At 70.4% G+C, this 13,183-nt stretch carries 15 protein-coding genes and 3 tRNA genes; 5 read left to right on the forward strand and 13 right to left on the reverse strand.

Features of this window, described 5'->3' with window-relative positions:
- Nucleotides 1-238: 238 nt before the first annotated feature.
- From AC3CH1_RS09760 to AC3CH1_RS09785, 6 genes are all read right to left on the reverse strand, one after another.
- Nucleotides 239-1,156, reverse strand: a complete 918-nt coding sequence (locus tag AC3CH1_RS09760) for an SCO4651 family lipoprotein (protein ID WP_488462532.1) — start codon at nucleotides 1,154-1,156, stop codon at nucleotides 239-241.
- 171 nt (nucleotides 1,157-1,327) lie between these two features.
- Nucleotides 1,328-2,050, reverse strand: a complete 723-nt coding sequence (gene rplA, locus AC3CH1_RS09765) for a 50S ribosomal protein L1 (protein WP_007445923.1) — start codon at nucleotides 2,048-2,050, stop codon at nucleotides 1,328-1,330.
- Between the two features lie 80 nt (nucleotides 2,051-2,130).
- The gene (gene rplK / locus AC3CH1_RS09770; RefSeq protein ID WP_073740413.1) at nucleotides 2,131-2,565 is read right to left on the reverse strand and encodes a 50S ribosomal protein L11; all 435 of its coding nucleotides are present in this window, start codon (nucleotides 2,563-2,565) and stop codon (nucleotides 2,131-2,133) included.
- Between the two features lie 176 nt (nucleotides 2,566-2,741).
- Nucleotides 2,742-3,638 (reverse strand): transcription termination/antitermination protein NusG, encoded by an 897-nt coding sequence (nusG, locus tag AC3CH1_RS09775; protein ID WP_488462533.1) that lies wholly within the window; start codon nucleotides 3,636-3,638, stop codon nucleotides 2,742-2,744.
- A gap of 73 nt (nucleotides 3,639-3,711) precedes the next feature.
- Entirely contained in the window at nucleotides 3,712-3,999 is a 288-nt protein-coding gene (secE, locus tag AC3CH1_RS09780) for a preprotein translocase subunit SecE (protein WP_018960177.1), read from the reverse strand.
- A 106-nt stretch (nucleotides 4,000-4,105) separates the two neighbouring features.
- Nucleotides 4,106-4,178 (reverse strand) — tRNA-Trp (locus AC3CH1_RS09785).
- 212 nt (nucleotides 4,179-4,390) lie between these two features.
- On the opposite strand from AC3CH1_RS09785, the gene AC3CH1_RS09790 reads away from it, so the two are divergent.
- The gene (locus tag AC3CH1_RS09790; protein WP_050360966.1) at nucleotides 4,391-5,617 is read left to right on the forward strand and encodes a pyridoxal phosphate-dependent aminotransferase; all 1,227 of its coding nucleotides are present in this window, start codon (nucleotides 4,391-4,393) and stop codon (nucleotides 5,615-5,617) included.
- Between the two features lie 140 nt (nucleotides 5,618-5,757).
- On the forward strand, nucleotides 5,758-6,771 hold the full coding sequence (locus tag AC3CH1_RS09795) for an adenosine deaminase (protein ID WP_007445930.1): 1,014 nt from the start codon (nucleotides 5,758-5,760) through the stop codon (nucleotides 6,769-6,771).
- Here AC3CH1_RS09795 and AC3CH1_RS09800 read toward each other — a convergent pair.
- On the reverse strand, nucleotides 6,764-7,378 hold the full coding sequence (locus AC3CH1_RS09800) for a TetR/AcrR family transcriptional regulator (RefSeq protein WP_488462534.1): 615 nt from the start codon (nucleotides 7,376-7,378) through the stop codon (nucleotides 6,764-6,766). The genes AC3CH1_RS09795 and AC3CH1_RS09800 overlap by 8 nt on opposite strands.
- 97 nt (nucleotides 7,379-7,475) lie before the next feature.
- On the opposite strand from AC3CH1_RS09800, the gene AC3CH1_RS09805 reads away from it, so the two are divergent.
- A complete protein-coding gene (locus AC3CH1_RS09805; protein WP_488462535.1) occupies nucleotides 7,476-8,111 on the forward strand; it encodes an NAD(P)-dependent oxidoreductase in 636 nt (211 codons plus the stop codon).
- Nucleotides 8,112-8,124: 13 nt separating this feature from the next.
- On the opposite strand, the gene AC3CH1_RS09810 is transcribed toward AC3CH1_RS09805, so the two are convergent.
- The 6 genes from AC3CH1_RS09810 to AC3CH1_RS09835 form a co-directional block, all read right to left on the reverse strand.
- A complete protein-coding gene (locus tag AC3CH1_RS09810; protein ID WP_488462536.1) occupies nucleotides 8,125-9,180 on the reverse strand; it encodes a UDP-N-acetylmuramate dehydrogenase in 1,056 nt (351 codons plus the stop codon).
- A gap of 237 nt (nucleotides 9,181-9,417) precedes the next feature.
- Entirely contained in the window at nucleotides 9,418-9,846 is a 429-nt protein-coding gene (locus AC3CH1_RS09815) for a MaoC family dehydratase (protein WP_488462537.1), read from the reverse strand.
- Nucleotides 9,846-10,298 carry an FAS1-like dehydratase domain-containing protein gene (locus tag AC3CH1_RS09820; RefSeq protein WP_488462538.1) on the reverse strand — a complete coding sequence of 151 codons (453 nt, stop codon included), beginning with the start codon at nucleotides 10,296-10,298 and terminating at the stop codon, nucleotides 9,846-9,848. The genes AC3CH1_RS09815 and AC3CH1_RS09820 overlap by 1 nt, the downstream gene beginning before the upstream one ends.
- 123 nt (nucleotides 10,299-10,421) lie before the next feature.
- Nucleotides 10,422-10,586: a 50S ribosomal protein L33 gene (gene rpmG / locus AC3CH1_RS09825; RefSeq protein WP_003956487.1), complete on the reverse strand. Its 165-nt coding sequence runs from the start codon at nucleotides 10,584-10,586 to the stop codon at nucleotides 10,422-10,424.
- A gap of 88 nt (nucleotides 10,587-10,674) precedes the next feature.
- Nucleotides 10,675-10,747, reverse strand: a tRNA-Met gene (locus tag AC3CH1_RS09830).
- A 45-nt stretch (nucleotides 10,748-10,792) separates the two neighbouring features.
- A tRNA-Thr gene (locus tag AC3CH1_RS09835) sits at nucleotides 10,793-10,865 on the reverse strand.
- Between the two features lie 255 nt (nucleotides 10,866-11,120).
- Here AC3CH1_RS09835 and AC3CH1_RS09840 point away from each other — a divergent pair.
- Together AC3CH1_RS09840 and AC3CH1_RS09845 are read left to right on the forward strand one after the other, a co-directional pair.
- Entirely contained in the window at nucleotides 11,121-12,416 is a 1,296-nt protein-coding gene (locus AC3CH1_RS09840; RefSeq protein WP_488462539.1) for an amidohydrolase family protein, read from the forward strand.
- Between the two features lie 34 nt (nucleotides 12,417-12,450).
- Entirely contained in the window at nucleotides 12,451-13,107 is a 657-nt protein-coding gene (locus AC3CH1_RS09845; RefSeq protein ID WP_488462540.1) for an SDR family oxidoreductase, read from the forward strand.
- Nucleotides 13,108-13,183 lie beyond the last annotated feature (76 nt).

A 13,183-nucleotide genomic window follows, 5' to 3' on the forward strand; every position in this document is an offset into this window, starting at 1 on the left:
CAGAAGGGGCCGGGAAAGACGAAACGCCCCAGCACAAGTGCCAGGGCGCGGCTCGACCGAACAGAGTCCGGGAGCGTTCCACAGTCACCTGCGCAGGTCGTCCGATCTAGCGGAACCTTCGGTCACCGTCCCTCTGACGAGGCACAGCGACGACCAGCGGTCTTTGGCTTCTTGGTGAGAGTACGCGACCGGATGCGGGACGAGCAAATCCGTCCCCGTTCGTCCCGTGCGGGAGGTGTCAGGAGGCGCCGCCCGGGGTAGCGCCGCCCTGCTTCAGCATCTCCTTGAAGTCCACGGTGTCCGAGGCCGCCGGCTTCTCGGAGGGGACCTCGGTGCCGTAGTCGCTGTAGAAGAGCGTCGAGTTGAACGCGCCGGTCTTCATCTCGCCGCGCTCGGTCTTCTTCACCAGCAGGTCGTTCTTGTCGACCCAGATGTCGACGGTCTGGGTGGTCACCCCGGCCAGGGCGAGCTGTTCCTTGAACGCGGCCAGCTGCTTCGCGTCCAGGTTGCTGTTCTTCGCGGTCAGGGCGGCCACGTCGACCGTGCCGGAGTAGTGCGTCGCGGGGACCCCGCGGACGTCCTCCTGGCCGACCTTCTTCACGTCGCCGGAGGCCAGGAGCGCCTTCACGCCCTGCTCGGGCGTGCTGTTCTGGATCTGGTCCTTCATCAAGTCGCCGGAGGCCCCGCCCAGCTCGGCGAGGTCCTTGTAGGAATACCGGATCCAGTGCTTGCCGCCGGTGTTGGCCGCCATGGCGTCGCCCATGTTGGCGTAGTACTCGTCCTTGAAATAGCGCGCCTCGACCGATCCGTCGCCGCCGGCCTGCTTCAGGGCGTCGCCCATGGTGCCGCCGGTGTACGTGATGGTCAGCGCGCCGGAGAGGCCGTCGGCCCAGCCGATGGACCCGGACTGCTTCATGGACATGGCGGTGCCCATCTCGGTGGTGCCCTCGACCTTCGCCGACTGGGCGCCTCCGGTCTTCTGCTGCACCTGCTTCAGCGCGGCCACGGGGCTCGCCTTGGAGACGGCGCCGGCCTTGCCCTCTCCCCCGCCGCCAGAGCCCTTCGAGCCGTCGGAGCCACTGCAGGCCGCTATCGACGTCAGTGCCGCCGCGGCGGCCAGAGCCGTGCCCATGCGTCGTGCCGTGCTCGTCCTCATGTACCCGTCCACCCCTCGTATCGTCCGTTCGTTCCCCGCACAACACTGGCACAGGGCACTGACAGACATGACTCCGTACGGATACGAGGACGGGCCCCGCACCTCGAAAGGTTGCGGGGCCCGTTCACACAGTGCACGCGTACGACGCGGCTACCGGGTGAGCATGGAAGCTCAGACGGAGGCCGGGTCCTCCTCGACGAGGAGGTTGCGGGTGCGGTTGGCGTCCAGCGGGATGCCGGGGCCCATCGTGGTGGCCAGGGTGGCCTTCTTGATGTAGCGGCCCTTGGCGGCGGACGGCTTCAGACGGAGGATCTCGTCCAGCGCCGCTGCGTAGTTCTCCACCAGCTTGGTCTCGTCGAACGAGGTCTTGCCGATGATGAAGTGCAGGTTCGAGTGCTTGTCGACGCGGAACTCGATCTTGCCGCCCTTGATGTCGTTGACAGCCTTCACGACGTCGGGGGTGACGGTGCCGGTCTTCGGGTTCGGCATCAGACCACGCGGACCGAGCACGCGGCCCAGGCGGCCGACCTTGCCCATGAGGTCCGGGGTCGCGACGACGGCGTCGAAGTCCAGACGGCCCTTCGCCACCTCGTCGATGAGCTCGTCGGCGCCGACGATGTCGGCTCCAGCGGCTTCCGCGGCCGCAGCACGGTCACCGGTCGCGAAGACCAGGACCCGGGCGGTCTTGCCGGTGCCGTGCGGGAGGTTCACGGTGCCACGGACCATCTGGTCGGCCTTGCGCGGGTCGACACCCAGGGCAAAGGCGACCTCGACGGTGCTGTCGAACTTCGTGGAGGCGGTGTCCTTGGCGATACGGACGGCCTCGAGCGGGGCGTAGTTGCGCTCCCGGTCGATCTTGGCGTCCGCAGCGCGGAGGTTCTTGCTGCGCTTCACTTCTACTCCTGTGGTTTCAGAGTGTGGAGTCGTGGTGCGGACCAGCGCTTGGTCCTACCACTGGGGGTTACGGGGCTGAATCAGCCTTCGACCGTGATGCCCATGGAACGGGCGGTGCCGGCAATGATCTTCGACGCGGCGTCGAGGTCATTGGCGTTCAGGTCGGGGAGCTTCGTCGTGGCGATCTCGCGGACCTGGGCGGCCGTCAGCTTGGCAACCTTGGTCTTGTGCGGCTCGCCGGAGCCCTTGTCCACACCCGCGGCCTTGAGGATCAGCTTGGCGGCCGGCGGAGTCTTCGTGATGAAGGTGAAGGAACGGTCGTCGTAGACCGTGATCTCCACCGGCACGACCATGCCACGCTGCGACTCGGTCGCGGCGTTGTAGGCCTTGCAGAACTCCATGATGTTGACGCCGTGCTGACCGAGCGCGGGGCCGACCGGCGGGGCCGGGTTCGCCGCACCGGCGTTGATCTGAAGCTTGATAAGCCCCGTGATCTTCTTCTTCTTGGGAGGCATTGCTCTCTCCGGGTCCTATGAGAGTGTTTCGCCGCCGATTCCGGTCATCCGGATGGAGGCATACCGCACAACGATAACGGGTATAGCTGCGCGACCAAAAACCAAGCAGGTCAGAGCGGCTGCGAAGCCCCTCTGACCTGCTGGGTAGGCATGTGTCCAGAAACCGGCGGTAAGAGCTAGTTCTTCTGGATCTGGTCGAAGCTGAGCTCGACCGGGGTCTCGCGGCCGAAGATCTCGACGAGACCCTTGACCTTCTTCGAGTCGGCGTTGATCTCGTTGATCGTGGCCTGCAGCGTGGCGAACGGGCCGTCCGTGACGGTGACCGAGTCGCCGACCTCGAAGTCCAGCACCTGGACCTCGACCTTGCGGGACGGAGCCGGCTTGCCCTCGGCCTCGGCGGCCTCGCGGGCGGCCTTCTCCTCGGCCTCCGGGGCGAGCATCTTGACGATCTCGTCCAGGGTCAGCGGGTACGGGTCGTAGGCGTTGCCCACGAAGCCGGTGACGCCCGGCGTGTTCCGCACGACGCCCCAGGACTCGTTCGTCAGGTCCATGCGCACCAGCACATAGCCGGGGAGCTTGTTCTGCCGGACGTTCTTGCGCTCGCCGTTCTTGATCTGGACGATTTCCTCCTCAGGCACCTCGGCCTGATAGACGAACTCCTCCACGTTCAGCGAGACGGCGCGCTGCTCCAGGTTGGCCTTCACGCGCTTCTCGTAACCGGCGTACGTGTGGATGACGTACCACTCGCCGGGGAGCGTGCGGAGCTCTTCACGCAGGGCGGCGACGGGGTCGACGGGGGCGGCCGGCTCGGCCTCTTCCTCGTCGGCGCTCTCGTCGTCGGCCTCGTCCTCAGCGGCCTCGTCCTCGACGGACTCGACCGCCTCGGCGGCGTCGTCCTCGTCGGACTCCGGCTCTTCCACGTTCTCGGCGGCCTCGCCCGCGGCGAGGTCGGCGGCCTCGGCCTGGTCCGGGTCCACGGAGTCAGCAGCCTCAACGATGTCGAGCTCGTCCTTGGCGGACTCGAAGGCGCCAGCCTCGGGCTCGACGGCGTCGTTCAGGTTCGGGTCAGACACGATGGCTGCTTCTTCCTGGATACAAAGGGTGGAACGTGCGAAAGGGGCGCCGGGTCGGACGCCTTCCGCGAGATCAGCCGAAGACGTACTTGATGACCCGGGCGAAGCCCATGTCGAGAACGGTAACAAGACCGATCATGACGACGACGAACACGATCACCACGGAGGTGTACGTCGTCAGCTGGCTACGGGTCGGCCAGACAACCTTACGGAGTTCCGCGACGATCTGGCGGTAGAACAGCGCGAGCCGACCCAGAGGGCCCTTCTTGCCGCGCTTGCCGCCCTTCCGAGTCTTCTTCTTCGACTCGGGAGCTTCATCCTCAGCATCAGGCATGTCGATGGAGCCCACGGCGTCCGTCACGCTACTCACCTGATTCCGGGTCGTGGCCGTGCCGCGCCCGGTGGAGCCGCACGGCTGTGCAATGAAGTACGTACATGCGCACACATCCTGGCGAAGGAGTGTGTAGCAGGGCCGGAGGGACTTGAACCCCCAACCGCTGGTTTTGGAGACCAGTGCTCTACCAATTGAGCTACGACCCTTGGTGGTTTCCACCAACCTACCGCATCTTTCCCGGTGACCGGGTGCAGGAACGGTGCGGCTGGTGAAGGCCAACGACAGGTGAGTGTACGTGTTCAGGGCCGCCGCGTCGAACAGAGAGCAACCGACCGGTCCTGTCCGCAGGGCGTCCGGGTCCTGTCCGGTCCCTGAAACCCCTGTGCCGACGGCTTTCGCGGTCTGGGAGCATGGGGCCATGAGCGCTGCAACTTCACCGTCCGAGCGCCGGGTTTCGGCCCGCATCGGCGCGATCTCCGAGTCCGCGACCCTCGCCGTCGACGCCAAGGCCAAGGCCCTCAAGGCCGCCGGGCGTCCGGTGATCGGCTTCGGGGCCGGCGAGCCCGACTTCCCGACGCCCGACTACATCGTCGACGCCGCGGTCGAGGCCTGTCGCAACCCGAAGTACCACCGCTACACCCCGGCCGGCGGGCTCCCCGAGCTCAAGGCCGCCATCGCGGAGAAGACCCTGCGCGACTCCGGCTACGAGGTCGACGCCAGCCAGATCCTGGTGACCAACGGCGGCAAGCAGGCCATCTACGAGGCCTTCGCCGCGATCCTCGACCCGGGCGACGAGGTCATCGTCCCCGCCCCGTACTGGACCACCTACCCCGAGTCGATCCGGCTCGCCGGCGGTGTGCCGGTCGAGGTCGTCGCCGACGAGACCACCGGCTACCGGGTCTCCGTCGAGCAGCTGGAGGCCGCGCGCACCGAGAAGACCAAGGTCGTCCTGTTCGTCTCGCCGTCCAACCCCACCGGCGCCGTCTACAGCGAGGCCGACGCCGAGGCCATCGGCCGCTGGGCCGTCGAGCACGGCCTGTGGGTCATGACCGACGAGATCTACGAGCACCTCGTCTACGGCGACGCCACCTTCACCTCGCTCCCGGCGATCGTCCCCGAGCTGCGCGACAAGTGCATCGTCGTCAACGGCGTCGCCAAGACGTACGCGATGACCGGCTGGCGCGTGGGCTGGATCATCGGCCCGAAGGATGTTGTCAAGGCCGCCACCAACCTTCAGTCGCACGCCACCTCCAACGTCTCCAACGTCGCCCAGATCGCCGCGCTCGCGGCCGTCTCCGGCCCGCTGGACGCCGTCGCCGAGATGCGCACCGCCTTCGACCGCCGCCGGGGGATCGTCGTACGGATGCTCAACGAGATCGACGGCGTGTTCTGCCCGGAGCCCGAGGGCGCCTTCTACGCCTACCCGGCGGTGAAGGACCTGCTCGGCAAGGAGATCCGCGGCAAGCGTCCGGCCACCACCGTCGAGCTGGCCGCGCTCATCCTGGACGAGGCCGAGGTCGCCGTCGTGCCCGGCGAGGCCTTCGGAACCCCGGGTTACCTGCGCCTGTCCTACGCCCTGGGCGACGAGGACCTGATCGAGGGCGTCTCGCGGATCCAGAAGCTGCTGGGCGAGGCCAAGGCCTGACCGGTCCCGTAACCGCTCGAACAGAAGGCGCCCCCGGCCGCTGGAATCCTCCACCGGCCGGGGGCGCTTTTTGTTCGAGCGGCCCCCCTAAAAAGGAAAGCGGCTACCGCTCCGGCCCGCCCGTGCGGCAGGATCTTCCAATGGAGCGTGATGTACGTCTGTTGCCCAAGGCCCACCTGCACCTGCACTTCACCGGGTCGATGCGGCCAACCACCCTGCTCGAACTCGCCGACAAGTACGGGGTCCATCTCCCCGACGCCCTGACCGGCGGCGAACCGCCCAAGCTGCGGGCGACCGACGAGCGCGGCTGGTTCCGTTTCCAGCGGCTCTACGACATCGCCCGGTCGTGTCTGCGGTCCCCCGAGGACATTCACCGCCTGGTGCGCGAGAGCGCCCAGGAGGATGTCGCGGACGGATCCGGCTGGCTGGAGATCCAGGTCGACCCCACGTCGTACGCCCCGCTGCTCGGCGGGCTGATCCCGGCCATCGAGATCATCCTCGACGCCGTGGACAGCGCCGCCCGGGACACCGGTCTGGGCATGCGCGTGGTGATCGCCGCCAACCGGATGAAGCACCCGCTGGACGCCCGTACCCTGGCCCGGCTCGCCGTCCGTTACGCGGACCGGGGTGTCGTCGGCTTCGGGCTCTCCAACGACGAGCGGCGCGGAATGGCCCGCGATTTCGACCGGGCCTTCGCGATCGCCCGCGAGGGCGGCCTGCTGGCGGCTCCGCACGGCGGGGAGCTCGCCGGGCCCTCCAGCGTGCGCGACTGCCTCGACGATCTGGACGCCTCGCGCATCGGGCACGGGGTCCGGGCCGCCGAGGACCCCCGGCTGCTGCGCAAGCTCGCCGAGCGCGGGGTCACCTGCGAGGTCTGCCCGTCGTCGAATGTGGCGCTCGGCGTCTACGAGAAGCCCGCCGACGTCCCCCTGCGCACTCTGTTCGACGCGGGCGTGCCGATGGCGCTGGGTGCGGACGACCCGCTGCTGTTCGGCTCCCGGCTGGCCGCCCAGTACGAGCTGGTGCGCCGCCACCACGGCTTCACCGACGAGGAGCTGGCCGAGCTGGCCCGCCAGTCGGTGCGCGGATCGGCGGCCCCCGTGGACGTACGGGAGAAGCTGCTCTCCGGGATCGACGACTGGCTGGCTAGCTGATCCCGGACAGGCCCTGGGGGCCGATCCCGCCCAGCAGCGTGCGGGCCAGGGAGGCGGCGAACTCATCCAGGGGCTGCGGGGGCCTGCCGCCGGGGAGCGCGGCGTAGGCGAAGGCCCGCTGCGCGCAGGCGCCCAGCAGCAGCGAGGCGGCGGCGTAGGTGTCCGCTTCGGCCCGGACCCGGCCCGCGCCCTGTTCGGCGCGCAGATAGGCGTCGAGCTGCCGGATCGGCAGGTGGGGCCCGGCTTCGAGCCCTCCCACGCCCTCCTCGTGACGGCGCTTGAGCTGAGGTTCGGCGTACAGGGACGCGGCCATGGGGAAGGTCTGCTCGTAGAACAGCGCGGCCACCCGGGCGATCTCGGTGAGGTTGTCCTCGACGCTGCCCTCGCCCGCGCGCAGGTCTCCGAGGAGGTTCCCGAGCCGGGGCAGCCGCTCCGCGAGCACGGTGACGAACAGCTCCTCCTTGCTGGAGAAGTACTTGTAGAGCGCCGCCTCCGAGCAGCCGGCCGCCCGGGCGATCTCCTTGGTGGTGGTCCGGGCGAGGCCGATGGAGAGCATCAGCTCGTGCGCCGCGTCGACGATCCGGACGCGGGCGGGCTTCTGGTCCATACGTGCTCCAACAGGCCGTGACCCGGAGATCTTGACGTCCGGGTGGGGAGCCACCCACCCTAGAGGTTAGTGAACACTCACCCACCCAGGGGGCGCTATGAGAATCACCGTGTTCGGAGCGACCGGCGGCGTCGGTCAGGAGATCGTCGGGCAGGCACGCGCGGCGGGCCACGAGGTGACGGCCGTGGTCCGCGACCCGGACCGGATCCCGGAGCGGCTGGACCGCGCGGCGCCGCACGCTGTCGTCCGGCTGGACGATCCGGCGGCGGTGCGGGCGGCGGTGGCGGGGCGGGACGCGGTCCTGTCGGGGCTGGGCTCGCGCGGCCGGAAGGCGAACGGCGTCGCCGAACGGCTGACCGGGCAGATCCTGACGGCGATGGAGGCCGAGGGCGCCCGGCGGCTGCTGGTGGTGAGCGCGGTGCCCGTGGGTCCGGAGCCGGCGGGCGACCCGCTGGTGGACCGGCTGATGCGCAAGGCGGTCGGCGCGGTCCTGGCGGAGCTGTACGCCGATCTCGCCCGGATGGAGGCGGCGTTGGCCCGCAGTGCGACGGACTGGACCGCGGTACGGCCGCCGAGGCTGACGGACGGGCCGCTCACGGGCGTCTACCGGCAGGTCGTGGGCGGTACGCCGCGCGGCAGCCGGTCCCTCTCCCGGGCCGATGTGGCCCACGCGATGCTCGCGTTGGCCAAGGATCCGGCGGCCGTGCGGCAGGGCGTGGGCGTCGCGTACTGACCCCGTACGCCTCCTACAGGCTGACGCCGACGGTCACCGGCTCGTTGACCAGGGTGACGCCGAAGGCCGCGTGCACCCCGGCGACGACCTCGCGGGCCAGGGCGAGCAGGTCCTCGGTGGTGGCCGCGCCCCGGTTGGTGAGGGCGAGGGTGTGCTTGGTGGAGATCCGGGCGGGGCCGCTGCCGTAGCCCTTGGTGAATCCGGCCCGGTCGATCAGCCAGGCCGCCGAGGTCTTGGTGCGTCCGTCCTCGGCGGAGAAGGCCGGAGGTGTCACGTCCGGGCCGAGGCGCTCGCCGACCCGGGCGAGGAAGTCCTGGAACGCGGCCGGTTCGAGGATCGGGTTGGTGAAGAAGGACCCCGCCGACCAGGTGTCGTGGTCCTCCGGGTCCAGCACCATGCCCTTGCCGGCGCGCAGTCGCAGCACGGTCTCGCGAGCGGCCGTCAGCGGGACGCGTTCGCCCTGCTCGACGCCCATGGCCCTGGCCGTTTCGGGGTACTTCAGGGGTGCGGAGAGCCCGGCCGCCTCTTCCAGCTCGAATCGGACACGCAGCACCACGAAGCGGTCGGGTTCGGCCTTGAAGCGGCTGTGACGGTACGAGAACGCGCACTCGGCGTTCGGAATCGTCACCGTCTCCTCGGTGCGCCGGTCGTAGGCGACGACCTCCGTGATGGTGGTGGACACCTCCTGTCCGTACGCGCCGACGTTCTGGATGGGCGTCGCGCCCGCGGATCCGGGGATGCCGGCCAGGCACTCGATGCCCGCGAGGCCCGCCTCGACGGTCCGGGCGACCGCGTCGGTCCACACCTCGCCGGCCGCCAGCTCCAGGGACGTACCCGAGAGCGCGAAGCCCGCCGTGGCGATCCGCAGGGCGGTGCCGTCGAAGCCCTTGTCCCCGATGACCAGGTTGGAGCCGCCGCCGATCACCAGCAGCGGCGTGCCGCTCGCGTCGGCCTCGCGCACGGCGGCGATCACCTCCGCGTCGGTCGTGGCGGTCAGCAGCCGGGCGGCGGGGCCGCCGAGCCGGAAGGTGGTCAGGGGGGCGAGGGGGGCGTCGTGGAGTTCCTGCACGGGGACAAGAGTACGGTCCGCGCCCCCGCCGCTCGTGCGGGGCCACGGACCGTACCCGGGGGTCGGGGCGCCTCCGCAGGAGCCGGTGAGGATCCGGTCAGGATCCGCCGGACACGGCCGGGCGGGGCCGGGCGCAGCCGGGCGCAGCCGGGCGGCCACCGGCTCGACGAGCACGAGCGAGGGGCGTCCCTCCGCAGGAGGGACGCCCCTCGCCTCCGGCCACCGCGCCGGTACGTCTCAGGCGAGCCGGACCACGGCCCGGGACATCCCCAGCACCTTCTTGCCGTCGCACAGGGCGACCAGGTCCACCCGGACCAGGTTGTCGTCCAGCTTCGCCGCGACCTTGCCGCTGACCTCGATCAGCGCTCCCTTGTCGTCGTTGGGCACGACGACCGGCTTCGTGAAACGCACCCCGTACTCGACGACCGCGCCCGGGTCGCCGACCCAGTCCGTGACCACCCGGATCGCCTCGGCCATCGTGAACATGCCGTGCGCGATCACGTCCGGCAGCCCGACCTCGCGCGCGAACTTCTCGTTCCAGTGGATCGGGTTGAAGTCGCCCGAGGCGCCCGCGTACTGCACGAGCGTGGCCCGCGTCACCGGGAACGACCGCGCCGGCAGCTCCGTACCGACCTCGACCGATCCGTAAGAGACCTTCGCCGTCATCACGCCTCCTCGGCGGCGCGTGCCACCAGCTTCATCACCGTCGTGACCACCAGTTCACCGGCCTCGTCGTGCACATCCCCGCGGACGTCCAGGACGTCGTTGCCGGCGAGGGACTTGATGGCCTCGATCGTGGACGTGACCGTCAGCCGGTCCCCGGCCCGTACCGGACGCACGTAACGGAACTTCTGGTCGCCGTGGACGACCCGGCTGTAGTCCAGGCCCAGCTGCGGGTCCCGCACCACCTCTCCGGCGGCCCGGTAGGTGATCGAGAAGGCGAACGTGGGCGGCGCGATCACATCGGCGTGACCGAGCGCACGAGCGGCCTCCGCGTCGACGTACGCCGGATGGGTGTCACCCACCGCCTCGGCGAACTCGCGGATCTTCTCCCGGCCGACCTCGTACGCCGGGGTGGGCGGATAGGTCCGCCCCACGAAGGACTGGTCGAGCGCCATGAGCTCGCTACCTCCTGAGAAACCTGGTGAAAGACGAATAAGGGCACGCCCCCGCGCGGGAACGACCCCCTACAACGACACGAGGCCGCCCCCAGAGGGGACGGCCTCGTGTACGAGCCTGATTCAGCGCGTTTCGCGGTGCGCGGTGTGCGAGTTGCAGCGCGGGCAGTGCTTCTTCATCTCAAGACGGTCCGGGTTGTTACGCCGGTTCTTCTTGGTGATGTAGTTCCGCTCCTTGCACTCCACGCAGGCCAGCGTGATCTTCGGGCGGACGTCGGTGGCAGCCACGTGAGTGCTCCTTGGACGGACGGTGGACGGATGAACGCATAAAAGGGTAGCCGATCGAAGGACCGACCCAGCAATCGGCTACCGTTAGTAGCGGTGACCGGACTTGAACCGGTGACACAGCGATTATGAGCCGCTTGCTCTACCGACTGAGCTACACCGCTTTGATGATGAGTCCCCCCGCCGAAGCGGGGGTTCCCGATCACCAGAGCCCCAATGCGGAATCGAACCGCAGACCTTCTCCTTACCATGGAGACGCTCTACCGACTGAGCTATTGGGGCGAGCGATGAAGACATTACACGGTCCCCCGCCGGTTGCCCAAATCCGTTTGTGCCGCCCTCTCCGGCCCTCCGTCCGGGGCCGCCCACACCCCCTGATCAGGCCTTGATCCAGGCCGCGTCCACCTCGGGAACGGGCCAGGCCGACAGCCGGCGCAGGCGCACCGGTACGACTATTCCGCTCCTCCCGGACGCCGCCCCCGCACGCCCCTAGGGTGTGGTCACTCCGTGTGATCTTGCACCCCTCCCAGGAGCGCGATGCCTGACAGCCAGCCACGGCGGCCCGACGACAACGCGCCCGACAGCGCCGACGCGGCCACCACCGCAGACAGCCCCGCCCTCGTCCTCGGCGGCGCTCGTCTCGCCGACGGCCGACTCGTCGACGTACGCCTGAGCGGCAGCCGGATCGAGGCCGTCGGCACCGCGGGCAGCCTCACCGCCCGCGGCCCCCGCATCGACCTCCGCGGATATCTCCTGCTCCCCGCCCCTGCCGAACCCCACACCCACAGCGACACCGCCCTCACCGCCCCCGGCGCGGGCCCCGACAGCCCCGGCCCGGCCTCCCACCGCGCCGAGGACATCCAGCGCCGCGCCACCGAGGCCGCCCTCCTCCAGCTCGGCCACGGCGCCACCGCCCTGCGCACCCACGTCCGCGTCGGCGACGTCCAGGGCCTCGCCCCGCTCGAAGCCGTCCTGGGGACCCGGCGCGCCCTGCGCGGCCTCGCCGACGTCATGCCCGTCGCGGTCCCCCGGCTCCTCACCGGCGTCGCCGGGGCGGACAGCCTGGCGATGCTCCGGGACGCGGTGAAAATGGGCGCGGCCGTCGTCGGCGGCTGCCCCGACCTCGACCCGGACCCCACGGGCTACACCGAGGCCGTCCTGGAGATCGCGGCCGAGCACGGCTGTCCCGTGGACCTGCACACCGACGGCGACGACCCCGCCCGTCTGGCCCGGCTCGCCGCGATGGCCGCCGGCCTGCGTCCCGGCGTCACCCTCGGCCCCTGCGGCGGCCTGGCCCACCTGCCCCTGGAAGCCGCTTCCCGGGCCGCCGACCAGCTCGCCGCCGCCGGGATCACCGTGGTCTGCCTGCCCCAGGGCGGCTGCGCCGGCACGGAGCGCCGTACGACCGCCCCCGTACGCCTGCTGCGCTCCGCAGGCGTGCGCGTCGCGGCGGGCAGCGGTGCGCTGCGGGACACGGCCAACCCGGTCGGTCGCGGCGATCCGCTCGAAGCCGCCTACCTCCTCGCCTCACAGGCGGGGCTCCGCGCCGAACAGGCGTACGCGCTGGTCTCCACGGCCGCCCGCGCGGCCCTCGGCCTGCCCGACGTGCGCGTCGAGGCGGGCTTCCCCGCCGAACTCCTCGCCGTACGCGGGGAACGGCTCTCCGCGGTGCTCTCCCTCGCCTACAGCCGCATCGTCGTCCACGGCGGCCGGGTTGTCGCCCGCACGAGCGCCGTGCGCGAGTACTGCGACTCCGATGGGGACGCCGCCACGGGGCTCGGCGGACTCCCGCGGCAGGGGCGGCCCGACTCCGGCGCCGGCCCGAGGAACTGAGCGCGACCAGGTTCGCGGGCGTACGGTCGGTGGTATGCGCATTGTCATCGCAGGTGGACACGGACAGATCGCACTGCGGCTGGAGCGGCTCCTGGCCGCACGCGGGGATGAGGCCGTAGGAATCATCCGTGACCCCCAACAGAGTCAGGACCTGACCGAAGCCGGCGCGCAACCCGCCGTGCTGGACCTCGAATCGGCCACCGTGGAAGAGACCGCCAAGGTGCTGCGCGGCGCGGACGCGGCCGTCTTCGCCGCGGGCGCGGGGCCGAACAGCGGTGTCGCCCGGAAGGACACCGTCGACCGCGACGCGGCCGTGCTGTTCGCCGACGCGGCCGAGGCGGCGGGCGTCCGCCGCTATCTCGTCGTCTCCTCGATGGGCGCCGACCCGGACCACCCCGGCGACGAGGTCTTCGACGTGTATCTGCGGGCCAAGGGCGCCGCCGACGCCGACGTACGCTCCCGCACCGCGCTGGACTGGACGATTCTGCGCCCCGGCATGCTGACCAACGACGTGGGCACCGGGCAGGTCGTCCTGGCCGCCTCGACGGGCCGCGGCCCGATCCCTCGCGACGACGTGGCGGCCACGCTGCTGGAGCTGCTGGACACCCCGGCGACGGCGGGCCTCACCCTTGAGGCGATCTCCGGGAACGTGCCGGTGACGGTGGCCGTGAAGGACGTCGCGGGCAACTGATCAGCGGAGGGACTCCGAGCGGGAACTCCCCGCCCGGACAACGAGGAAGCCCCCGACCGGAAGAACCGGTCGGGGG

Source organism: Streptomyces sp. MGP-P1, assembly GCF_057766565.1.